Genomic DNA, 22,592 nt, shown 5'->3' on the forward strand with positions numbered 1-22,592 from the left:
TCCGCCAACACCACGTAATCAACACCGAATATCGGCGAAGTGCCGCAAGGCCGTCGCGCATTTGCCGAAATGTGGCAAGATAGACAGGTCATGCAAGCGCCCCTGTTCATCGCCGCGATCGCCGGCCTGCTCGTCGTCATCTCCCTGATCCAGCCGCTCGCGCGGCGGCTCAAGGTCACGTCCTCCGTGCTGCTCGCCCTTGTCGGCATCGGCATCGGCGTGCTCGCCTCGTGGCTGCTCTACACGCCGCGCACCGATGCCTTCAACGACATCGCCGCGGTGTTCGTGAACCTGCCGCTGAACTCGCAGGGCATTCTCCACCTGTTCCTGCCGGTGCTCCTGTTCCAGACGACGTTGACCCTCGACATCCGCCGCATGGCCGACGATGCCGGCGTCATCTTCGTCATGGCGGTGGTCGCGGTGCTGGTCGCCACCGCCTTTATCGGGCTGGCGCTGCAGCCCTTCGCCGGCGTGTCGCTGATCGCCTGCCTTCTGCTCGGCGCGATCGTCGCCACCACCGACCCGGTCGCCGTCGTCGCCATCTTCCGCGACATCGGCGCGCCCGCCCGTCTCGGCCGCCTGGTCGAAGGTGAAAGCCTGCTCAACGACGCCGCCGCCATCGCCCTTTTCGTCATCCTGCTGGATGCGCTGACCGGCGGCGAGGCGCCGACGCTGACCGGCGGCGTCGAGCTGTTCCTGTGGAGTTTTTCCGGCGGAATGGCGCTCGGCTATCTCGGGGGCCAGGCGATGGTCCGCCTGCTGCCCCTGGTGCGCGACTTCCGCCTCGCCCAGGTGACGCTGTCCGTCGCCATGCCCTATCTCGTCTATATCGTGGCGGAGAATTTCGTCGATGTCTCCGGCGTCGTCGCGGTGGTCGCCGCCGGCATTCTGATCAATCTCGCCGGCCCCTCCCGCGTCACGCCGGACGGCTGGACCTATCTCAACGACGTCTGGGAGCAGATCGCTTTCTGGGCATCGTCGCTGATCTTCATGCTCGCCTCGATCCTGATCCCCAAGCTCCTTGTGGATGTCGGTTGGGCGGATCTCGGCCTGCTTGCCATCGTCGTGGCGGCCGCGCTGGTCGCCCGCGCCGTGGTGTTGTTCGGCGCGCTGCCCCTGATGAGCCTCTTACGCCTGTCGCAGCCGGTCAGTACCCCGTTCAAGACCGTCATCCTGTGGGGTGGCATGCGCGGCGCGATCACCCTGACGCTGGCGCTCGGCGTCACCGAGAACGCCGCGATCGACCCGCAGGTGCAGCGCTTCGTCGCCGTGCTTGCCACCGGGTTCGTGCTGTTCACGCTGCTTGTCTACGGCACCACCTTGAAGCCGCTGATCAAGGTCTTCGGGCTCGACAGGCTGACGCCGCTCGACAACGCGATGCGCTCGCAGGTGCTGGCGCTGGCGCTGGCCAAGGTGCGCGAGGGCGTCGCCCGGGTGGCGGCGAACTACAACATCGCCCCGGCGGCGGCGGAGGAGACCGACCGGCGCTACCGGGACCGGCAGACGATCGCCTCAGGCGCCGCAAGCGCCTCGCAGGAAATCCTCGACCGGGACCGGGTCACGGTCGGCCTCGTCTCGATCTCCAACCGCGAGCGCGAGATCGTGCTGCGTCATCTTCGCGAGCGCACCGCCTCGATCCACACCGCCGAGGACCTTTTGGCCAAGATCGGCCGCATCGGCGACCAGGCCCGAGCCGGCGGACGGCTCGAATACAACCGCGCGGCACGCGAATCGCTCGCCTTTCCGCGCACCATGCGGCTGGCCCAATGGTGCCAGCGTCACCTCAAATACGAGGGCTGGCTCGCCCGCCTGCTGGCCGACCGCTACGAGATGCTGCTGCTGAGCCGCATCGTCATCGACGAGTTGATCGCCTTCACAGACGACAAGATCGAGCCGCTGCTCGGCGCCCGCGTGGCCGAGATCCTCACCGAGATCCTGCTGCTGCGGCGCGAATCCACCACCACGGCGCTGGAAGCGCTGCGCCTGCAATATCCCGACTATGCCGACAGTCTCGACCAGCGGTTCCTGCTGAAGGCTGCGCTGCGGCTCGAGGAGGATGCGTACCGGGCGCTGCAGGCACAGAACCTGATCGGCTCCGAGCTCTATTCGAACCTTGCCCAGGAAGTTCATGCCGGCCGCGACGAGGCGGACCAGCGCCCGCATCTCGACATGGGCATGCGCACCGAGGAACTGACCGCCCAGCTGCCCCTGTTCCGCGACCTGCCCGAGGACCGGATCCGCGCCATCGCGCGGCTGATGCGGCCGCGTTTCGCCGTGCCCGGCGACAGCCTCATCCGCAAGGGCGAACGCGGCGACACCGCCTATTTCATCTCCTCGGGTGCTGTCGAGGTCTCCACAGAAACCATGCGCATCCGGCTTGGCCGTGGCGACGTGTTCGGCGAGATCGCGCTGGTCACCGGCGAACCGCGCACGGCGGATGTGCGGGCGCTCGGCTATTGCAACCTGCTCGTCCTGTCGCGGTCGGAGTTCAGGAGCCTGATGGACAAGGACCCGGCGCTGGAGGCTCATATCGCGGAGGTCGCGCACGCGCGCCAGCGCATGAATGCCGAGGCCGAACCGGAACGCGACGCGCCAACCGGCCGGCTGGCAGGCACCGGACAGGAGCACGGCTGACGGGCCTTGCCCGGCACCTTGCGCCAAGCCGCGTTGCCCCCCAAGGAGGCAACCGCCCTACCGTTCGGAGATCGGTCCCTCACCCGCCGGCGCGTCGCCGCGCGCCCCCGCCGGCGCCCTGCCCTGTCCGTTCCAGGACTGCAGCCGCCGGTAAAGGGTCGAGGGGCTGACCTTCAGCGCCTGGGCGGCACGCGGGATGTTGCCGCCGCAGAGCGAGATCGCACTCTCGATCGCCTCGCGGATCACCGTGTCGAGGGGCCGGATGCGCAGGCCCGCCTCGCTGCGCATGGCCGCGTCGGTGCCGGCCTGCGCATCGGCCGGCATTCCCGCCACTGCAATGCCCGCAGAAGCTGCCGCCGGAACCGGCGACGGCGACGGGATATCGGCCTGGCCCTGCGGTTGCGCCGGCAGCATTCCCGCCTCCATCAGCTCCGCGTCGTTGAGCACCACAGCGCGGCGGATGGCGTTCTGGAGCTGACGGATGTTGCCTGGCCACGCGCAGGCTGCCAGCGCGCGCTCGCAATCGGTCGTGAAATCGCGGAACCGCTTGCCGTCCTCCTCGGCGAACTGACGCAGGAAATGGCGGGCGATCAGCACCGCGTCGCCGCCGCGCGCGCGCAGCGGCGGCAATTCGATCGGCATTACATGCAGCCGGTAATAGAGATCCTCGCGGAAGCGGCCGGCGGCGACCTCCGCTTCCGGATCTCGATTGGTGGCGCACACGATGCGCACGTCGACGGGCCGCATGTGATCCTCGCCAACCCGGCGCACCGCCTTTTCCTGCAGGACGCGCAGCATCCGGGTCTGGAGGTCGGGGTCCATCTCGCAGACCTCGTCGAGAAACAGCGTGCCGCCATCGGCGGACAGCATCGCGCCCTTGCGCTCGCTCACAGCGCCGGTGAAGGCGCCACGGGCGTGACCGAAGATCTCGCTTTCCTGCATGCCGCGCGGGATCGCGGCGCAGTTGATGGAAACGAGCGGCCCCGCCGCCCGCTTGCTCAACGCATGGATCGCATGGGCGCAAAGCTCCTTGCCCGTGCCGCTCTCGCCGGAGATGAAGACGGTGGCGCTGGTGGGAGCGGCGCTGCAGATCAGGCGATAGACGGCCTGCATCGCCGGCGAACGGCCAATCATGCCCTCGAAGCCGTCCGCGCCGATCTCGCCGCCCAGTTCCTCCAGCCGGCTGGCCAGTTGCAGCCGGTCGAGCGCGTTGCGCACCGTCACCCGCAGCCGGTCGGCGGTGAAGGGCTTCATGACAAAGTCGAAAGCCCCCTCGCGCATCGCCTCGACCGCGATGTTGACGGATGCCTTGCCGGTGATCAGCACGACCTCGCAGGGCGTACCCCGCGCCTTGATTCGCTTGAGCAGGTCGAGACCGTTGCCGTCCGGCAGGTTCACATCGAGCACCACCACGCCAGGCGCATGCGCCGCCACGTGCTCCATCGCCTCCGCGCCGGTCGCGACAACATGGACCTCGAGGCCCTGCGGTACGAGATAGGCCCTGTAGGTCTCGGCAAGCGCGCGCGCGTCCTCGACCAGCAGGACACTGGGCTTATTCCCGGTCATGCGTGCCAGCAACCACCCCTTCTGGCGCGCCGCTCAGGTCTGGCCTTCGCCAGCACCGGGGCAACGCGATCACGGCCGGTGGCAGGTCTCCAGCACCCGGCCCTGGCGGCTCCGACATCCAGCGGTCAGCAACGGTGCGCAGGCCTTTCCACACGCACCCCGACATCGCAGCCGGACGCCAGATTACGGCATCCGGTGCCGGCGTAAAACCGGAAGATGCGCCCCTCCTCCCCAACCTTCGGACAGGCGATGCGGCCAGGCAAAAACTTCCGTTGAGTTATTTTCAAGGATTCCGGCGTCCGAAAGCCCTGATCTAGTACTTTCCCGCAGCGCCCCGCGGCTCCCACCTGCTCCGGATATCGTGAATTGTATTTAGGTTGTATTTTCGAATTTATACAAATATCCGGTTGACGCTTTGCCCGGTCAATCTTCTAATTCACATGCTGGGAATCTTTTCGTTCACAGCTTTTGGGCGCCAAACACTGCCACTCGCCGTCGAGGCCGGTGGGTGGCGGGCAGTGCGGATTACATGACGGGACTCCGGCGAGAGACCGGAGGATGTTCATGCGGCGTGCCTTCTTCTCAAACCGTTACGGGGCAAAATATGACTGACGAACTGGCAAAGATCGACATCCACGATCACAAGGCACTGGGACAGCTTGTGGCCGACTACGCCACGGGCGCGAAACCCTGGCCAGAGACGCTTGCCGCACTGAAGAGCGAACTGGCGGGAATTGCCACCGTCCCAGATCACCTCAAGGCGCTGCAGGTGATCCAGCCTTCGGAAGAGGTCCTGCTGCTGAGGTTGCCGCCGCGTCGCATGATCGAGCAGTCGCTGGAAAACTACTCGACCGGCGACGGGGCCACCGGTCCCTATCCGCTGCCCGGCTTCTACGAGGATGGCGATACGCTTTCCAACAGCGACTTTCTTCTCCACAGGGTTGCCGACTATACGATCGCCGTGTGCACCTGAAACGACGGCTTGCCGGCGGGCCCTTGGCCTGCCGGTCTTTCAGTGCGGCGTGTCCGGCGGTGGCGCCAGGTCATCCGGAAGGGGGATGCCGGCCAGGGAAAGCCCGTGACGCACGTCGTTCCAGGTGCGTTGCGAACTGATCGGAAAGCAGTTTCCGATCCAGCGGCCGATCTGCGCGTCATCCGGCTTGTCCGGCAGGATCCAGCGCTCGACGATGCGCTGCTTGAGATGTTCGGCCTGGGCCCGCGCCTCGTCGACCTCGCCAGTCAGGGCCAGCGCGGTCACATACCAGGCCTCCACCCCCAGATAGCCGTCGCTCAGATAGCGGAACGCGGAAATCGACGCCCGGTGGTCGCCGCAAAGGCACATGATCCCGACGAAATAGCTCCAGTGCAGCGGCGAGGTCAGCAGGCCGCTGTCGCGGTGGCGATAGGCAATCCCGGCCGCCTCCTCCCGGTAGCCGTAATAGGCCAGTCCGTGCGCCGCCGACAGGGCCGTCCAGGGATCGTTGGAATTCAGCTCGAGCGCTTGCCGGTGCTGCGCCTCCGCCTGCTCGAAGCGCCGTTGCAGGGCCAGCGTCCAGGCGGAGCACAGATAGGCGCGCGAATCGAACGGATCCAGCGTCAGCGCGCTGCGCGCCAGCCCGGCCGAGCGCTCCAGCATTTCGGGGGTCTGCACCTGGCCGGGAAAGACGATGTGGCGCGAGTTGATGATCTGGGCCAGGCTTGAATAGGCCGGGCCGAAACGCGGGTTGTCCTCGATCAGCCCCGACAGGATCTCCTCAGCGCGGTGCGTGTTCTCGATCTTCCATGTGTAGTGCAGCCGCTGGCCCATCAGCAGGCGGTCATACTGGTCGAGCGAGGCATCGGGCATCCGCGACATGTTGGCGAGGCGCTCGGCGGAAATGTTGACGTTCATCGCCAGCGCGATCTCCGCCACCAGGAGCGACTGGCGCGAGAACAGTTCGGAGATGCCGACATCCGAATTGCGCCCCCAGACATAGGCGTTGGTGCGCGAGTTCTTCACCGTCACCGAGTAGGACACGGCGTGCTGCGAGCGCATGGCACTGATCGAGACGCGGTAGATCGGCGCCGCCGACCGCGACAGTTCCTCGGTCATGTCGTCGGCCACGGACCATTCCCGGAACCGGACGAGGCGCGAGATCAGGTCGTGGCGGAACACCTTGGCAAGGCGCACGTCGTCGTCGGCCTCGGTGATCTGCAGGATCTGGTCGACCACGATCACCGGGTTCACGGGCTGGACGGCCGGCTCCGCCTTCGCCTCGCCACGCGCATCGCCTGCGGCCCGCGCCTTTGCCGCCGGGTCGGCCATCCCGTCGGCAACACGGGTCTGCTCGCGTTTCAGCCACTCGGAGAAATTGCCGAGCTTGATGTCGACGATGAGCGACTGGGTCTCGCTCGAGGGCTGGGTGTCGAACTCCTCCTCCAGAATGTTCCACAGGTCCTCGTAGGCCCTGAGCGCGGCGGTGAAATCCCCGCTCACCGCCCGCGAGGTCATGAAGGCACGGCAGGCGGGTTCGTGCGTCGGGTCGAGGTTGAGCAACGCCAGCGCCGCTTCCTCCATCGACTGCCAGTCGCCGGCGCCAAGCCGAATCATCGGCTCGAGAACGCCGCGCAGCTGGTCGTGGAGCTGTTGCCGGCGCACCCGAAGCCAGGCGGTGAACGGCTCGGCCAGCATCTCGCCGCCCTCGAACAGGCGCTCGGACAGTCGCTTCTCGCTCAGCAAGCGCCGGGCGACGGTGGCGCCGGGCGCCAGCAACGCCTCCACATCCGTTTCCACGCGGGAAAGGTCGAGGCTGATATTGATCTTGTCGCTGTCCAGCCCGTCGAAGCCGGCAGCCTCCAGGTTGCGGCGCAAGATCAACAAGGTCTGGCGCAGGGAGGAGCGGGCGTGATGTTCGGAACTGTCTTCCCAGAAGAGGTTCGCCGCCATCTCGCGCGACAGGCGGCCATCGCCCGTCAGGCACAGCCGGGCAAGCAGGCCTTCCGCCTTGCGCGAACGGAACGAAACCGGCCGGTCGCCGACCTCGAAGCGGGGGACTCCGAGAATCGAGGCGTGCAGGCGCGCCCGCGAGGCGGGGCCGGCCGGCCCGGAGCCGAACCTGTCCTGGTTCCCGATATCGTCCACTTTGCCCCAACCCCCTTGCGCATCAAGACCTTAGCAGGTCAGTCCCTCTTGCCCCAGAAGAAAAGATTTGCGTATCAAAGGGTTTGTACAAAAATCAGTAGAGAGGCGGGAGTGCCCTCCCGTCCCGGACCGTATCATGCGCGGCGCACTGGCGCGCGAGCCTTGCTGTGATGATACGACCCGGATCGGGTTGCAACCCCGGAACAAATACCCGTGTCACGTTTACTCCCAGATTGGCACGGGTGAGATCAATTAACAGTACGGTGAACCCCGCATGCAGCAGGGCTGCGAGCGGGTCCGCACCTGCGTCTGCCCGGTCTCCCGCGTGCACCGCGTCCACTGTTTCGGCGGCGATACCGGCCGGTTGCAGGATCGGCCAGTCATGCCGCACCTGTTCGCGCCTTGCCAGATGGATCCGGTCCATGTCGTTGAGCGCGGCCTCCCCGGCCTCCGCGCGCTTGGCATCGACCAGCCTGTCGGCAAGTTCGATCTGCATCAGTTCCTGCAAGGCCGCGGACAGGGCTCTTGCCCGCGTGGCCCGCGCCGCGAAGCCGTAGGCAAAGCCGCCACCGGAGGCATCCACCGAGAGGGCCGCGGCCACGGGAATGCCGATGTCGGTGGTCAGGTCCAGAAACCATGTTCGTCGCTGCGTGCGGCCACGGCGCCAGTCCGCCAGGCATCCCGAGATCGCGGCTTCGGCCAGCGCCTCCTGCGCAAAGCCGCGCGCGCGCCGGCCACCGCGCCACCACAGCGCGACCGCATCCCGCTCGATCCACTCGAACAACGCATGCCGGCGCGCCGACGCCGCGTCGCGGCCGGCGGCAACGCCCAGCCCGGGCGCGAAAGGGACGGCGCTCGCCGGACCGCTGTCGCGACGTCGCCAGACAAGGCTTGCGGGCAGCCTCACATCGATGTCGCGGGCAAGGTCGCGGGCAACCGCTTCCCCATCCGGCGCCGGATCCGCCCCGTCGGCCGGCGCCTCCCCGACCAGTCCGGCGAGCAGTGCCGCCGGCAACGCGGGTTCCGCGCCGTTCGCGCTCCGGGCCCGTGTCTCGTCCTCGCATTCGAACTGGCTGGCGAATTCGGCCGCTTCCGCCACGCAGGCTCGGAACGCGGCCAGCCGCGTTTCGCCCATGCCGGAAACGGACCCGCGCGCCGGCGCCAGCGCGCCAAAGGCGGACGCGGTCGCCTGGGCGCCAAAACAGTAAAGACCAGGCGCATCCGGCACCGGCAGCTCGAACAGCCGGTCGAGCCGGGCGGCGACGGACAACAGCGCAGCAAGATCGGGATCGCCCACGGGCACTCCGCCCGCCCCCTCGCCCAGATAGGCAAGGAAGGCCCGCACCCGCTCGTCGCAGTCTGCCGACAGCCCGCCGGAGGCAACCGCATCGCCTGCCAGTTGCAAGGTCCGTCGCGTCTCCTCGCGCATCCGCATCCTTCCCCCGAGCGGCTCCCCGCCCGTTCCCCGTTCCGCCGCGACACTGCCGCGCCCCCGGCAATAACGCCCTGCTCAAAAGATGAGCGGAAAAATCACGGACAGATAACGCTAGCTGGTGTTGTATCGGAAAATCAAATGGATGGGGGGACACGGCAGGCTTGCCAGGTACGAGATTGCGTGCCGGGAGCATGACGGAGCCGGTTTGACCTCCCCCAGTTGACGCGCGGATGTCCGACGGACGATCCGTACCGGTTTCCCGGCGTGAATGCGGTTCACGCCGCGCGCACGGGGTGCGCGGCAGGCGTTTCAGGAGTGCCCTCGCGGCACCTTTTCGAACGGCATCGCCGTATCGAACCGGAGGTTCGCCCCTCCGGACAGGTGATGCGAGACACATGCGGACAATCCAGGCTTGTTTTCAGGCTTCGGATCGCACGTGACCCAACTGGGCCGGGTCCATAACCCGATCCGGCCCATTTTTCGGCGACCGCTTCGCCGGACGCGTGGTTGGGGCCTCGGGACGGCTTGCGACAGTCTTCGGCCGATCGCCGCATTCGCGATCGCGCCCAACGGTTTTTCGGCGCCTGAGCGTCAAAATCATAGGCCTGGCGGCAGCAGGAAATTCATACAGGCATAGTCCAGAGGGTTTCACGAAGAATGCCGCCCATTCGCGCCTGCACGCGGATGGGCGGTTTTTCTTTGCCCGTGACCCGGCTCCCGCGCCCGAAGACAAAGAAAGGCCGGAGCCTTGCCGGCACCGGCCTTGAGTTGGCAGGCATGGTGCAGTCCCGGATGTGCCTCCGGGCTTTCCGCCGGAGCAGCGTCAGGCCGCAGACCGGGGAAACGGATCAGGCCTTCTTGCGTCGTTCCTGCCCGCAGGTGCGGATCTCGGCGAAGAAGTCCCGCACCTGTTCGGAAATCTGCGAGGACTGGCTGCGCAACGACCCCGACACCTGGAGGAAGTCCTGGGCTGCGTGCTCGGTCTTCTCGATGGCGTCGTTGACGCCGCCGACATTGCGGGTCAGCGTCAGCGTGCCTTGCGCCGCGTGCTGGACGTTCATGGAAATCTCGCGCGTCGCCGCACCCTGCTCCTCGACCGCAGCCGCGATGGCAGCCGTCAGCGTGTCGATCTCGCCGACCGTCGAGGCGATGGAGCCGATCGTGTCCACCGCGCGGGTGGTCGCCCCCTGGACCTCGGCAATCTGCTTGGCGATGTCCTCTGTCGCCTTCGACGTCTGGCTGGCGAGTTGCTTCACCTCCTGAGCGACGATCGCGAAGCCGCGGCCGGCATCGCCCGCGCGGGCCGCCTCGATGGTCGCGTTCAGCGCCAGGAGGTTGGTCTGCTCGGCAATCGCCTGGATCAGGCCGATCACGTCGCCAATCTTCTGGGCGTTGGTGGACAGCTGGCCGACTTCCCTCGAAACGCTTTCGGTGACCACGTTGGCCCGGCGCGCCACGTCCGAGGCGCCGGTGATCTGCCGGCCGATCTCCTCGATCGAGGAGGACAGCTCCTCCGCCGCCGAGGCAACCGTCTGGACGCTGACCGAGGTCTGCTCCGATGCCGCCGAGGCGGAGACCGCCTCCTGGGAGGCGGCGCTTGCCACCGACGACAGGGTGCCGGCCTGCGACTGCATCTTGTCGGCCGTCGTGTCGACCGTCTGCAACGACACCTCGACCTTCGTCTTGAAGCGATCGATGGCATCGCTCAGGCCACGCGTTTGCGCCTCCTGGGCTTCCATCAGGATCTGCTGGTAGGTGGAGATGGCAAAGTCGAGATCCAGCAGCACCGCCTTGTTCAGCGCCTGGACGGCCGCCGTCGCCTTGGCCGGCGACAGCCGATAGCGGCGAATGACAACCTCGACCAACTCGTTGAGGACGTACTGATAGCCGGCGATATACCAGCGCGGCTCCAGGCCGATCCGGCTGTGGGCGCGGCCGATGCGGTCGATGCTGCTGACATACTCATCGTCGAACTTGGCGGCGAACAGGCGCTGCCAGTGCTTTTTCTGCGCCGATTCCAGAGATGCCTGACGATCGCCGAGCAGGGCCTTCAGCGTCGGCTGGTGGGCCAGATGCACGTAGAACCGCGACAGGATGCGATCCAGCTCAGGCTCAACGATCTTCCACAGCGCGCGCAACTGCACCCGGGCTTCGTCCTCGATCCTGGCAAACGCCAGCCGTTCCATCGTGTGTGCTGAATCCATGCCCGACATCGGTGCCATCCTCGTTACATGACGCTGCGTCGACGCTGGATGGAGTCGGTTTCCAAAGTACTAATGAAAATAATTCTTTTAATAAAGGCATGATTCTACAGTTTAGCAAAGCCAAATATTAGAGAGCCGATATAATAAGTAATTTATACTAGACTGGATCGCAGGGCAGGAGATCGCGCCTGCGGATTTTTGCCCCTGCGCCTGCCCTCGCCTGGCAGGAGCGCCTGAGCCTCAAAAGAAATGATTTTTTGCAGGGAGACATCATCGGCCGTGCGCAGGCGCCGACATGCCAGGCCGGCCTGATCGGCGGGCTGGCTGGGGCGGCAGGATTCGAACCTGCGAATGGCGGCACCAAAAGCCGCTGCCTTACCACTTGGCGACGCCCCAATTTGCTGGCGGCCTGTATAGCGAGCGCGCCCGCGCCGCGCAAGCGGGGCGTTGGCCCTTCAGCATGCTTGTTTCAACAGGCGGACCGTGGGTGCAGGCACAATCCGGCCTTGGCGACAAGCTCATCCACAGGCACGTGAAAATGCGATGCAACGACAGGGTTGCGGAGCCCCCATCCGGGTGATATGAACCCGCCACGCCATCGACGAGCGCCGGACACCCGACCCGGTCAAACGCTCGTCGCCCACCGTCTCGCGGTGTTTCGGCGCATGGATTCGGAGTGTAGCGCAGCCTGGTAGCGCACCTCGTTCGGGACGAGGGGGTCGCAGGTTCAAATCCTGCCACTCCGACCAAACAAATTCAGATACTTAGATGAGTTGCGCTTCCCTGTCACAGGGCTAGCCCGACAGTTATCCCGACAAATACGCCCTGAAACGCATATCCCCAGCCCCTACCCGTCCGCCCTCGGGCCGCGCGCCACGATCCGTAGCGCGTCGTCGGCAAGGGGCCACTGCAACCGCAAGGCCCCCTCAGCCGGTGCGGCGATTACTCGACGACCTGGGGCGTCACGGCACCATGACGCCGGAGGAAGAAGCCACGCAGCTCGCGCGCATCAACGACGGCGCATGGAGCAAAGTCGGGTTCGGAACGAGCTCCGTGTCTCTAAGTGACCGACAGCAATGCAGCTTGAACATCCGCCACTCGCATTTTGGCTGCATTGTCACTCAATGCAATTTATTATAGATTAAAGATAATTGTCGTGGTATTTTTTCAAATATTTATATATATAATTGAGGAGGTTGCGATGAGCAGGTTTTCTTCAATATGCTTACTGGCCACTCTCTTTTTGACTGGATGCGACAACTGGGACGCCAAAGCGCCACCCGAGACGCAGGCCAACGAACCAAGTATTTCAATTCCGGCCTCCTATGCGCATGTACCGCTCTCCATCAAGACATCGATGATCGAAGAGGCTGTGCTTCAACGCGCATCTGTCGGCCCCATCTTCAACGGGCGAACAGATGAAATCAGCGCTGATATCGGCGCCGAAGAAGACATTCCGGCAGTGATCGAAAAAGTGATTGTCACACCGTACAAAGCCGCCGGTTGCGCAGTTAAACAGGTGACATCCAGTTGTCCGAAATCAATTGAAAAGCGCATCAAGGAGCGTTGTTTCAGGAACTTCAGGATTTGGGACTGTTTCCGGACAATCACGGAAACCGTCTATGTTCCATGTGTCCGCGATGTCCAGCAGTGTTGGCCCGAGATCAAGGAAGTAATCGAGTCACACGTAGTCGTTCCCGCCACGATCAAGGACTGCCTGCTACCAACGTCCGTCTGGTTTAACTATGCAGGTTGGCTTCGTCAGTTCGACGTCGAGGCTCATGGCCGGGACCTGACTGTGTCCGGCGTCGTCGATACGACCGTATCTGTCGACATCAAGCAGGGCGTGCTTAGTGCTTCAATGAAGGTGAAGGGAGCGCTGAAGTGTGACATCAAACTCGGACTTGATATGACTGTCAGAACAACAGTGCAGGGAGATGCTTCAGTCGACATCGAGATCACACGGTTTAATCTGGATACGAAGCATCTTTGCATCCCCGGCGCGGTTCAACTCACAGATTTGACTCTGTTGAATACAAACTTGTTTCTCCACAAGGAACTCTTGAAGGAAGTATTAAAGAAGCCATTTCTAAAAATTTTGAACCAGCAACTAGACAAGCAAATTGCTGACGACCTGAAATTTGCAGACCGTCTCCAGAAGATTGCCAATAGCATCAGCAAACCCATCGATCTGAAGAACGATGCATGGCTTCGCATCAATCCAGAGAAATTGTTGGCGAGTCAGTTCTCAGGTACCGGTTCCGGCCAATCCAACGTCCTTACTCTGGATGTGGCCGTTGAAGCCAGCCCGCGGATTGTGATTGGCTCACGGCCACCAGACGCACCCACGGGAGTGCCTCTGGCCTTCGCGGTACAGGACGATTTGCCAAAGGGGGTCGTTTTGTCGGCAAGCGCGAGTGTGCCACTAGCCCCAGTACGGGAAAAGCTGGCGAAGGAACTGTCCTCCTTTGTCGAAACTGAGTACCCGGATCAGCCTTATATGATCGCCGATGTTGGCCTCTACCAGAGCTCCGACAAATTCGTCATCTCCCTCTCCGTGGCCGAGCGTGACGGAGGTGAAGTTGTCGGTACGCTATATGCTTGGGCAACTCCCCATCTAGATACCGATACCCGAACGATAGGGTTACGCGATGTTGGTTTCGATGTGGATTCAGAGCGCGTGATCGCAAAGCTCGCCAACTGGCTGCTTTCTTCCCGTATCGAAAGCAAGATCGAAGAGAAGGCCGTCTGGGCTTACGGTGGGGAGCTAAAGCGACTGCAGGAGGACCTGGTCAGTTTCGAGGATGACAGTTCTTCCGGTATCTTCAGAGGAGCCGTCGACGAGATTGAGCCGATGTCGATCTGGATTGGCGGGGGCGCCATTAACGTGCTCGCTAAGGCAACAGGAAAAGGCTCGTTCGAGTTCAGACCGAATCTGTGATGTCCAGCGGAACGTAGTTCTTAGCTTACTCGGCCAACGGTTCCTTGCCGTCTTCGCGCGCGCCCCGCGCCACGATCCGCAGCGACCCATTGGCCTGCTGCCGGTTTCGTGGACACTGAGATAAGGTGTTTTACGGAACCGGAGAGTTGGAATGCAGAGAAGGAAGTTCAGCCGCGAGCTCAAGCTTGAGGCGGTGAGGCTGGTGAAGGATCGAGGCGTTTCGGTGGCCTAGGCTGCCCGCGGCCTTGATGTCCACGAGAACGTGCTGCGCAAATGGGTGCGCGAGCTATCGGGTGATCCGCAGCATGCGTTTCCCGGCCATGGGCAGATGAAGCCGGAACAGCAGGAGATTGACCGGCTGCGCAAGGAAGTCGCGAAGCTGAAGGCGGAGCGTGACATCCAAAAAAAGGCCGCAGCCTTCTTCGCGAGGGAAGCGATATGAGGTTCGCTTTCATCGCGAAGCACCGGACCGTCTGGCCGGTGGCATGGCTGTGCGATGCGCTGGATGTCTCCCGCTCGGGCTTCCATACCTGGCTCAACCGACGCCCAAGCGCCCGCTCCCGGCGCGACGAGGTCCTGGTGACTGCGATCTATCGGAGCTTCAAGAGCACCGACCGGAGCCGACGACATACAGCCCGCCGTCGCGAGTGCAGCGCATGTAAGCGTCGCGACCATCGCGCGGCGCGGCACTGTTGTCCGCCGCAACGACCGGGAGCTTGCCGTGGAGTTCAGTTCCGAAGCAGAATCCCGCGCCGCCTAGGGCGCGCCGTCGCTCCATCGCGCGCGGCAGGCCGGAAACGTCCGATGCGGGCGATTTGCATGGCATGAACGTATCGGTCTCGCGGTACGGCCGGGCCGTCGCCGTTGGCGTTGCCTCGGCGCCCCCTGCCCCGGATGATGACCTGACAGGGCTGCGCCCCTCACACCGCCCCGCGCGGGCCGGCAATGATGACGGCGGCGCCGGCAAGGCAGAGGGTTGCGCCGATCAGGTCCCACCGATCGGGACGCAGGCCCTCGAAGAGCCACAGCCAGCCGAGCGAAGCCGCGATATAGACACCGCCATAGGCGGCGAAGGTGCGCCCGGCGGCCGGGCTGTCGACCAGGGCAAGCAGCACCGCGAAGAAGACCAGCGAGAGCGTGCCGGGCACCAGCCACAGAGGCGACTTGTCCGCCCGCAGCCAGGCCCAGAAGGCGTAGCAACCGGCGATCTCGGCCAGCGCTGCCGCAATGTAGAGGATGATGGTCTGCATGCCGGTTCCTTTTTGCGTCGCTCCCGTTTAGGGCATCCCATCGCCGTTCGATCAAGCATGGCAGCAGCCGGTTCCCACTTCTGTTTCCCGACGGAGCGGGAAACATGGACGGGCAATGCGCCGATGTGCTGAGATCCGAACGCGGACCGAACAAGGAAACACGATGCAAAGACCGGGAATGGCACTCGCCGCGCTGGCGCTCACAATAGCCGCGGCCAACGCGCAGACAGGCAGCACCGCGAGCGCGGAATGGGAGATCCACGGCGGGCCGCACCAGACCGAGACCCTGATCACGATGGGAGTGCTACGGAGCAAGCCCGAAAGCGGCGAGCGCACGATATTCGCCATGGCCTGTATCATGGACACGCTAAGTTTGTGGATCGGGCGCGACAGGATTTTCAACGCAGATGCCGCCGAAGTGACGTACCGGATCGACGGGGGACCGCCTCACTCCGTGTCCATGCCCGCCCGTGAAAACAAGCGTACTTTCGAGCTCCCGGATGCCGACACAGCCAAGCCCTTCCTGGATCAGATTGTCGGGGGCCAGACGCTTGACGTGGTCATGCGCGACAAGGACACCGTCCTCATCGAGGCATCGTTCGACATCTCGCGCATGAGAGAGGCCTACGACATCGTCGTCCAACCCTGCGGCAAGCAAGACGTTCAACCCTGACACATTCGAAAGCGCGAGCTCGGCCAGCGCGAGCTCGCCGCCGCTCTGGCAGCCAATGGGCCCCGGCTCTGCGCTTGCGCTTGGCCGGGGTGGGTTCGGAGGTGTGGGCCACTTTCACGTCATTCCGGACGGCCTGCGGCGCAGCCGCATGGCCAGATCCGGAATCCAGCGCATAAGCCGCGCCGAAGGCGCGCAACCTGTTTCTTGATCGGAAGCGCGGGCTACGCCCGCAACAGATATCTGGATGCCGGATCACGCGATGACGCTGCCGCGTCCCGCGGTCCGGCATGACGGGTATGAAGGTAACTCCTGCGCTCCGCCCTCACCTCGCGTCTTCCCGGACGAGGCCGAAGGCCGAAGATCCTGTATCGGGAGGCACGGTGGGTGCGGGTTTGGCCCGGAGCGCGCCTCATAGGCCCTCGGCTCTCCGGTCCCGGGTCGCGCTTGCACTTGCCCGGGATGGCGAAACGAGAAGCCACAAGACAAAACCGGCGCAGGGGCGGTGGCCGCTACGCCGGTGGATCGCGGGGTGCCGCAGAATGAGAGAGTGGCCGAGCTCCTTCCGATCCGGAAGGGGTTTCGGCAACTCCAGCTTCAGGACGGCCGCCGTTACTTCAGCCGCAGCATCAGCCCGGCGATGAGCTTTGCCCGCTCGGTCAGGCTGGCGATCTCGATATGCTCGTTGAGCGTATGCAGGCCGGCGCCGCGCACGCCGATCGAGTCCAGCGTCGGAATGCCGAGCGCGCCGGTGAAGTTGCCATCCGAGCCGCCGCCGGCGCTGCAATGGGTGAGGTCGAAGCCGATCTCCCCGGCAATGCCGCGGGCCGTCTCGTAGACCGCGAGCGTGCCTTCGTCCGGCTCCCAGACCGGCCGCGTCACGCCGCGCGTCACCTCGATGACGACGTCGTTCTCCTCGCCGCTGAGCGCCAGCATGCGCTTGACGCCCTCGTCGAGGTCGTGCTGGCGCTTGGCCATGGACAGCACTTCCGCGTCGCAGAAGGACGAGACGCAGTTGACCCACTGGCCGGCATGGATGACGCCGACGGAGAAGGTGCAGTCCTCGGTGGTCATCGCCTCGATCTCGAGGATCTTGCGCGCCATGGCGGCAATCGCCGAGCGGCCGTCCTTCAGCGCCCAGCCGGCATGGCTGGGGCGGCCCGAGGTGCGGATGTTGAAGCGGGCAATGGCAAAGCGCCCGGTGACGGCGGAGCCGTCGTGATGGGCCGGCTCGGGCACCAGCACGATCTTGTTCTTGCGCGCCTCCATCTCGATCAGTTCGCGCGTCGAGGGGGTGCCGACCTCCTCGTCGGGCGTGAACAGCACGGTGACAGGCAGCGGCGTCTCGATGCCGGCCAGCGTCAGTTGGCGCAGCACCTCGACCGTGACGTAGTTGCCGCCCTTCATGTCCTGGATGCCGGGTCCGTAGCAAAGCCCGTTCTCGACGCGCCAGGGGTTCTTTTCCAGCGTGCCAACGGGATGCACCGTGTCGAGATGACCGGAAACGAGGATGCCCGGCTTGCCGAAATCCCTGTGCGGCATGCGCGCGCGCAACGAGCCGCCAAAGCCCATGCGCCCGGGGATGCGCTCGATCTCGGCGCCGATGGCGGCGAGATCGTAGGCGGCGAGATCCATCATCCGGTCGACGGCGGCCGCATCGAAGGTCGGGCTCTCGCACTCGACCCAGGGTTTCAGCCCGGCAAGCATCGTATCGGTGTCAAAGGGCAGATCGAGATAGCTCATGGGGAGATTCCTGAAAGGTGTTTCACGAAATTCGGGGAGGCATCAAAAGGAAAGACGCTTCTCGGCAATGCGCGCCATGATGCTGGCGCCCACCGGCAGCATGTCGTCGTCGAGCAGGAAACCGGGATTGTGGACCGGCACGTCGCCCTTGTGGCCGAGCGTGCAATAGGCGCCGGGGACCACCTTGAGCATGTCGGCGAAGTCCTCGCTGCCGGTCACCAGTTCCTCCGTCACGGTCGCCTTTTCAAGGCCGACAATGTCGCCGGCCGCCTCGCGGTAAGCCTCGGCGAGATCGGCATCGTTCATCAGCACATCGAAGATCGGGCGCAGGTCGGGAACGATCTCGACCTCGTAGGACTGGGCAAGGCCGGCGCACAGCTTGCCGACACGGTCGTGGATGAGGTCGCGGACCTCGTCGGAGAAATAGCGGATCGTGCCGGAAATCACCGCCTTGTCCGGAACGACATTATAGGCCGAACCGGAATGGACCTGGGTCACGGAGAGGACCGCCGGCTCGGTCGCCGGAACGTTGCGGCTGATAACGGTCTGCAGGTTCTGCACCAGCGCGGTGGCGATGACGATCGGGTCGCGCGCATGGTGCGGCATCGCCCCGTGGCTGCCGACGCCGTTGATGGTGATGTCGAAGAAGGTGGCCCCCGCCATCGCCGCGCCCGGCTTGACGCCGAAGGTCTCCGGCGGAGCAAGCGGGTTGTTGTGCATGCCGTAGATCTCGTCGCAGGGGAACTTCTCGAACAGCCCCTCCTCCAGCATGGCGCGGGCACCGCCCAGCCCCTCCTCCGCCGGCTGGAAGATCAGCACGACACGGCCGGCGAAGTCGCGCGTCTCGGCAAGGTAGCGCGCCGCGCCGAGCAGCATCGTGGTGTGGCTGTCATGGCCGCAGCCGTGGAAGGCGCCCGGGTTCTTCGAGGCGTAGGGCAGGTTGGTCAGCTCGTCCATCGGCAGTGCGTCCATGTCGGCGCGCAGGCCGACGGAGCGCGATCCCTCCCGCTTGCCCTTGACGATGCCGACGACGCCGGTCTTGCCGATGCCTGTATGGACCTCGTCGACACCCCATTTGCGCAGCAGTTCGGCAACGATGCCGGACGTGCGTACCTCCTCGAATCCGATCTCCGGGTTCTCGTGGAAGTCGCGGCGGATGTCGGTCAGTTCGCTGGCGTAGGCGGCGATCTTCGGCAGGACGGGCATGGGTTTTCTCCAGATGCGAAAAGGGGTGACAGGGTCACGCGGTCGTCAGTTCTCGGAAATTGGCGAAGTCCCAGGACCGGCCGGGAGCCGCCTCGATGAGAGCGCGGGTATAGGCGTGCCGGGGGCTGGCAAGGACGGCGGCGGCGGCATCGTGCTCGACGACGCGGCCATGCTGCATCACCACCACCTCGTCGCAGATCTGCGCGGCGACGCGCAGGTCGTGGGTGATGAACAGGATGGCGATGCCGAGCTTTTCCTGCAGCTCGTCGAGGAGCTGCAGCACCTGCGCCTGCACGGAGACGTCGAGCGCGGAGACCGCCTCGTCGGCAACCAGCACGTCCGGCTCCATGGCGATGGCCCGGGCAATGGCGATGCGCTGGCGCTGGCCGCCGGAAAACTGGTGCGGGTAGCGGTCCAGCGCATCGTCGGGCAAGCCCACCAGGGCCAGCAGCTCGGCCGCCCGCTTCAGCGCCGCCTGCTTGTCGGTGCCGCTGTTGAGCGGCCCCTCGATCAGGCTGCGGCCGATGGTCCAGCGCGGATTGAGCGAGCGGAACGGGTCCTGGAAGACGATCTGCACATGCTTGCGGTGCGGCCTGAGTTCGCGCCGGGACAGGCGCGCGATGTCGATGCCGGCCACCTGCACATCGCCCCCGGTCGGGTCGATCAGCCGCATGATGCAGCGGGCGACAGTGGATTTTCCCGAGCCGCTCTCGCCGACGATGCCGAGCGTGCGGCCGCGCGGAATCTCGAAGCTGACCTCGCTTGCCGCCCGTGTCGGCTCGCGCCGGGAAAAGACGCCGTGCCCGCCATAGACCTTCTCCAGAGCGGTGACGGTCAGCACCGCCCCGCCCTCGGGCTCGGGGCGCGCGGCGCGCGGCGTCAGGCTGGGCACCGAGCGAAGCAGGTCGCGGGTATAGTCCTCGCGCGGTTCACGCAGCAGCTTTTCCACCGGCGCGTGTTCGACGATCCGCCCGAGCTTCATCACATGCACGGTGTCGGCGATTTCCGCCACCACGCCCATGTCATGGGTGATGAACAGAACCGCCGTGCCGTGCTTTTCCTGCATCTCGGAAATGAGGCTGAGGATCTGCTGCTGGGTGGTGACGTCGAGCGCGGTCGTCGGCTCGTCGGCGATCAGGAGCTGCGGTTCCAGGATCAGCGCCATGGCGATCATGATGCGCTGGCGCTGGCCGCCGGAGAGCTGGTGCGGATAGGAGCGGTAGATGCGCTCGACATCCGGCAGGTGGACCTGCTCCATGATGTCGAGAACGCGGGCCCTCTTCTCGCGTGCCGGCAGCTTGGCGTGGGTGTCGAGCACTTCCTCGATCTGGTCGCCGACCCGCATCACCGGGTTGAGCGCGGTCATCGGCTCCTGGAAGATCATCGAGATCTTGCTGGCGCGCAGGTCGCGCATGGCGTTGGGGCCGAGCTCCAGCAGGTTGCGCCCCTCCAGCGCGATGCGCCCGCCGGTCACCTCCAGCGCGCCTTTCGGCAAGAGCCCCATGACGGACAGCGAGGTCACCGACTTGCCGGAGCCGCTTTCGCCGACAAGGCATACCGTCTCGCCCTGGCGGATGGTCAGCGAGATGCTGTCGAGAACGGGATCGGCGCTCGCATTGCCGGCAAGACGGACGCTCAGGTCGGTGATTTCCAGGACACTGGCTACGTCGTCGAATGTGCGGGACTTGAATTTCATGGTCATCCCTCCCGCTTCTTCAGGCGCGGATCGAGCAGGTCGCGGGCCGTGTCGCCGAGCAGGTTGATCGACAGGATGCACAGCGACAACAGAAGTCCGGGCCAGAAGATCAGCGACGGCTTGAGCTGGAAGTAGACCCGGCCCTCGGCCATGATGTTGCCCCAGGTCGGGATCTCGGTGGAAACGCCGGCGCCGAGGAAGGACAGGATCGCCTCCGTCAGGATCGCCGAGGCGCAGATATAGGTGCCCTGCACCGTGAGCGGCGCCAGCGTGTTGGGCATCAGGTGCTGCCACAGGATCTTGGGCATGGAGGAACCGAGCGCGATCGCGGCCTCCACATAGGGTTCCTCGCGCGCCGACAGCACGACCGAGCGCACCAGCCGCACCACGCGCGGGATCTCGGGGATCGTGATCGCCGCCATCACCGACCAGATGCTCGGGCCGTTGAGCGCGACAAGCGCGATGGCGAGCAGGATCGAGGGGATCGCCATCAGGCTGTCCATGATCCGCATGATGATCGCGTCGGCCATACGGAAGAAGCCGGAGACAAGGCCGATGACGAGACCGATCAGAACGCTGACCACCGCCGCGCCGATGCCGATGAAGAGCGACACCTGGCCGCCGGTGACGACGCGCGAGAGCACGTCGCGGCCATAGGCATCTGTGCCCAGCGGATACATCTCGCTCGGCCCCTTGAGGCGCTGCACCGCGTCCATCGTCATCGGATCGTGCGGCACGATGAGCTGTGCGAGCAGCGCGGCGACGACGATCACCGCCAGCACGATGGCGGCGAGCATCGGGCCGGTGCCGAGCCGCCAGTTGGCGGGCAGCGCGAGCGCGCCGAAGAGCCATTGCAGGCGGGAAGCCGGTTGCGTGTCAGAGCGCATGGGCGGCCCTCCGGCGGGCGGCACGGAGACCGGGTCGGATCGGATACGGGCTGGTCATCAGTAGCGGATCCTCGGGTCGAACAGCGTGTAGGACAGGTCGATGAGCAGGTTGATGAAGACGTAGAGGCCGCTGGTCAGCAGGATCATGCCCTGGATGACGGGGTAGTCGCGGGCCAGGATCGCGTCGACGGTCAACCGCCCGATGCCGGGAATGTTGAAGACGCTCTCGGTGACGACGACGCCGCCGATCAGCAGCGCGAAGCCGGTGCCGATGATGGTCAGGATCGGCACCGCCGCGTTGCGCAGCGCATGGCGGAAGAGGACGATCTTCTCCTTCACGCCCTTGGCCCGGGCGGTGCGGATGTAGTCCTCGCCGAGCACTTCAAGCATCGAGGCACGGGTCATGCGGGCGATCAGCGCCACGTAGATCGTCGCCAGCGTCAGGCAGGGCAGGATGGCGCGGGCAAGGAACTTGCCGAAATCCTGCGAGGGCGCCGTATAGCCCTGCACCGGCAGCCAGCGCAGCTCGATGGAGAAGACCTGGATGAACATGTAGCCGATGACGAAGACCGGGATCGAGAAACCGAGCACGGAAAAGCTCATCACCGCGTAATCGGCCCAAGTGCGGTGCCGCCAGGCGGCGAGCACGCCCATCGGCACGGCGATCAGCACCGACAAGACGATGGTCATCACCGCGATGTTGACCGTCGGCCAGATGCGCTGGCCGATCATCTGGGTCACCGGCGTGTTGGAGATCAGCGAGGTGCCCAGCTCTCCCTTCATCAACAGCCCGACCCAGGTCAGGAACTGCACATGCAGCGGATCGGAGAGACCGAGCGACTGGCGGATCCGCTCGAGCTGGGCGGGCGTCGCCATGTCGCCGGCGATGATGGCGGCCGGGTCGCCGGGCGTCAGCCGCAGCAGCAGGAAGACGAAGACGGCGACGATGATCATCACCGGAATGACGGCGAGAACTCGCCTGAGGATATAGCCTAGCATCGGATCGCGCTGTCCTTTGAGGCGTTGCGGGCCGTGCGGGAGCCGATGTCCCGCCTGGAATCCCGTGCCCCGGTTGAGATCTGTGCTCGGTGTCGCGCGCGCCTGTCGGGCGGCGGACGCACTGTCCGGCGGGCACGCGGCACCGGCCGGCGAACCCGCCGGTGCCGCAAGGGCGCGTCGCGCCCCGCCCTTTCATCCGGGCATGTCCCGTCCGGCGCGAAACCGGACGGAACATGTCAT

14 protein-coding genes, 2 tRNA genes and 1 pseudogene are annotated in these 22,592 nt (G+C 65.1%); 6 read left to right on the plus strand and 11 right to left on the minus strand.

Annotation, left to right across the window (positions count from 1 at the left end; genetic code table 11):
• Positions 1-90 precede the first annotated feature (90 nt).
• Positions 91-2,634 carry a cation:proton antiporter gene (locus RBB46_RS15845; protein ID WP_306029996.1) on the plus strand — a complete coding sequence of 848 codons (2,544 nt, stop codon included), beginning with the start codon at positions 91-93 and terminating at the stop codon, positions 2,632-2,634.
• A gap of 57 nt (positions 2,635-2,691) precedes the next feature.
• Here RBB46_RS15845 and RBB46_RS15850 read toward each other — a convergent pair whose 3' ends face one another.
• Entirely contained in the window at positions 2,692-4,200 is a 1,509-nt protein-coding gene (locus RBB46_RS15850; RefSeq protein ID WP_306029997.1) for a sigma-54 dependent transcriptional regulator, read from the minus strand.
• Between the two features lie 604 nt (positions 4,201-4,804).
• Between RBB46_RS15850 and RBB46_RS15855 the strand changes: the two genes are divergently transcribed.
• Entirely contained in the window at positions 4,805-5,173 is a 369-nt protein-coding gene (locus RBB46_RS15855) for a hypothetical protein (RefSeq protein WP_306029998.1), read from the plus strand.
• Between the two features lie 39 nt (positions 5,174-5,212).
• Here RBB46_RS15855 and RBB46_RS15860 read toward each other — a convergent pair whose 3' ends face one another.
• The 4 genes from RBB46_RS15860 to RBB46_RS15875 form a co-directional block, all read right to left on the minus strand.
• Positions 5,213-7,321: a BTAD domain-containing putative transcriptional regulator gene (locus RBB46_RS15860; protein ID WP_306029999.1), complete on the minus strand. Its 2,109-nt coding sequence runs from the start codon at positions 7,319-7,321 to the stop codon at positions 5,213-5,215.
• Positions 7,322-7,415: 94 nt separating this feature from the next.
• Positions 7,416-8,750, minus strand: coding sequence for a YcaO-like family protein (locus tag RBB46_RS15865; RefSeq protein WP_306030000.1), 1,335 nt, complete (start codon positions 8,748-8,750; stop codon positions 7,416-7,418).
• A gap of 854 nt (positions 8,751-9,604) precedes the next feature.
• The gene (locus RBB46_RS15870; RefSeq protein ID WP_306030001.1) at positions 9,605-10,960 is read right to left on the minus strand and encodes a globin-coupled sensor protein; all 1,356 of its coding nucleotides are present in this window, start codon (positions 10,958-10,960) and stop codon (positions 9,605-9,607) included.
• A 321-nt stretch (positions 10,961-11,281) separates the two neighbouring features.
• Positions 11,282-11,356, minus strand: a tRNA-Gln gene (locus RBB46_RS15875).
• A gap of 276 nt (positions 11,357-11,632) precedes the next feature.
• On the opposite strand from RBB46_RS15875, the gene RBB46_RS15880 reads away from it, so the two are divergent.
• The 3 genes and pseudogenes from RBB46_RS15880 to RBB46_RS15890 all read left to right on the plus strand — a co-directional run.
• Positions 11,633-11,709 (plus strand) — tRNA-Pro (locus RBB46_RS15880).
• Positions 11,710-12,161: 452 nt separating this feature from the next.
• On the plus strand, positions 12,162-13,901 hold the full coding sequence (locus tag RBB46_RS15885) for a DUF4403 family protein (protein WP_306030002.1): 1,740 nt from the start codon (positions 12,162-12,164) through the stop codon (positions 13,899-13,901).
• A gap of 151 nt (positions 13,902-14,052) precedes the next feature.
• Positions 14,053-14,519, plus strand: a pseudogene (locus RBB46_RS15890) (transposase); the annotation flags it as partial.
• Positions 14,520-14,821: 302 nt separating this feature from the next.
• Here the strand turns inward: RBB46_RS15890 and RBB46_RS15895 are convergent.
• Positions 14,822-15,151, minus strand: coding sequence for a YnfA family protein (locus RBB46_RS15895; RefSeq protein WP_306030003.1), 330 nt, complete (start codon positions 15,149-15,151; stop codon positions 14,822-14,824).
• A 178-nt stretch (positions 15,152-15,329) separates the two neighbouring features.
• Here RBB46_RS15895 and RBB46_RS15900 point away from each other — a divergent pair, with 178 nt between their 5' ends.
• Positions 15,330-15,824 (plus strand): hypothetical protein, encoded by a 495-nt coding sequence (locus RBB46_RS15900; protein ID WP_306030004.1) that lies wholly within the window; start codon positions 15,330-15,332, stop codon positions 15,822-15,824.
• Between the two features lie 609 nt (positions 15,825-16,433).
• On the opposite strand, the gene RBB46_RS15905 is transcribed toward RBB46_RS15900, so the two are convergent.
• The 5 genes from RBB46_RS15905 to RBB46_RS15925 are packed head-to-tail and all read right to left on the minus strand — an operon-like array spanning position 16,434 to position 22,352.
• The gene (locus RBB46_RS15905; protein ID WP_306030005.1) at positions 16,434-17,564 is read right to left on the minus strand and encodes a M20/M25/M40 family metallo-hydrolase; all 1,131 of its coding nucleotides are present in this window, start codon (positions 17,562-17,564) and stop codon (positions 16,434-16,436) included.
• A gap of 42 nt (positions 17,565-17,606) precedes the next feature.
• Complete coding sequence (locus RBB46_RS15910; protein WP_306030006.1) at positions 17,607-18,770, minus strand: M20 aminoacylase family protein; 1,164 nt, start codon at positions 18,768-18,770, stop codon at positions 17,607-17,609.
• Positions 18,771-18,804: 34 nt separating this feature from the next.
• A complete protein-coding gene (locus RBB46_RS15915) occupies positions 18,805-20,466 on the minus strand; it encodes an ABC transporter ATP-binding protein (protein ID WP_306030007.1) in 1,662 nt (553 codons plus the stop codon).
• A 2-nt stretch (positions 20,467-20,468) separates the two neighbouring features.
• Positions 20,469-21,353 carry an ABC transporter permease gene (locus RBB46_RS15920; protein ID WP_306030008.1) on the minus strand — a complete coding sequence of 295 codons (885 nt, stop codon included), beginning with the start codon at positions 21,351-21,353 and terminating at the stop codon, positions 20,469-20,471.
• 57 nt (positions 21,354-21,410) lie between these two features.
• A complete protein-coding gene (locus tag RBB46_RS15925) occupies positions 21,411-22,352 on the minus strand; it encodes an ABC transporter permease (RefSeq protein ID WP_306030009.1) in 942 nt (313 codons plus the stop codon).
• Positions 22,353-22,592 lie beyond the last annotated feature (240 nt).

The sequence above is a fragment of the Stappia sp. MMSF_3263 genome (assembly GCF_030733745.1).
Taxonomy (GTDB): domain Bacteria; phylum Pseudomonadota; class Alphaproteobacteria; order Rhizobiales; family Stappiaceae; genus Stappia.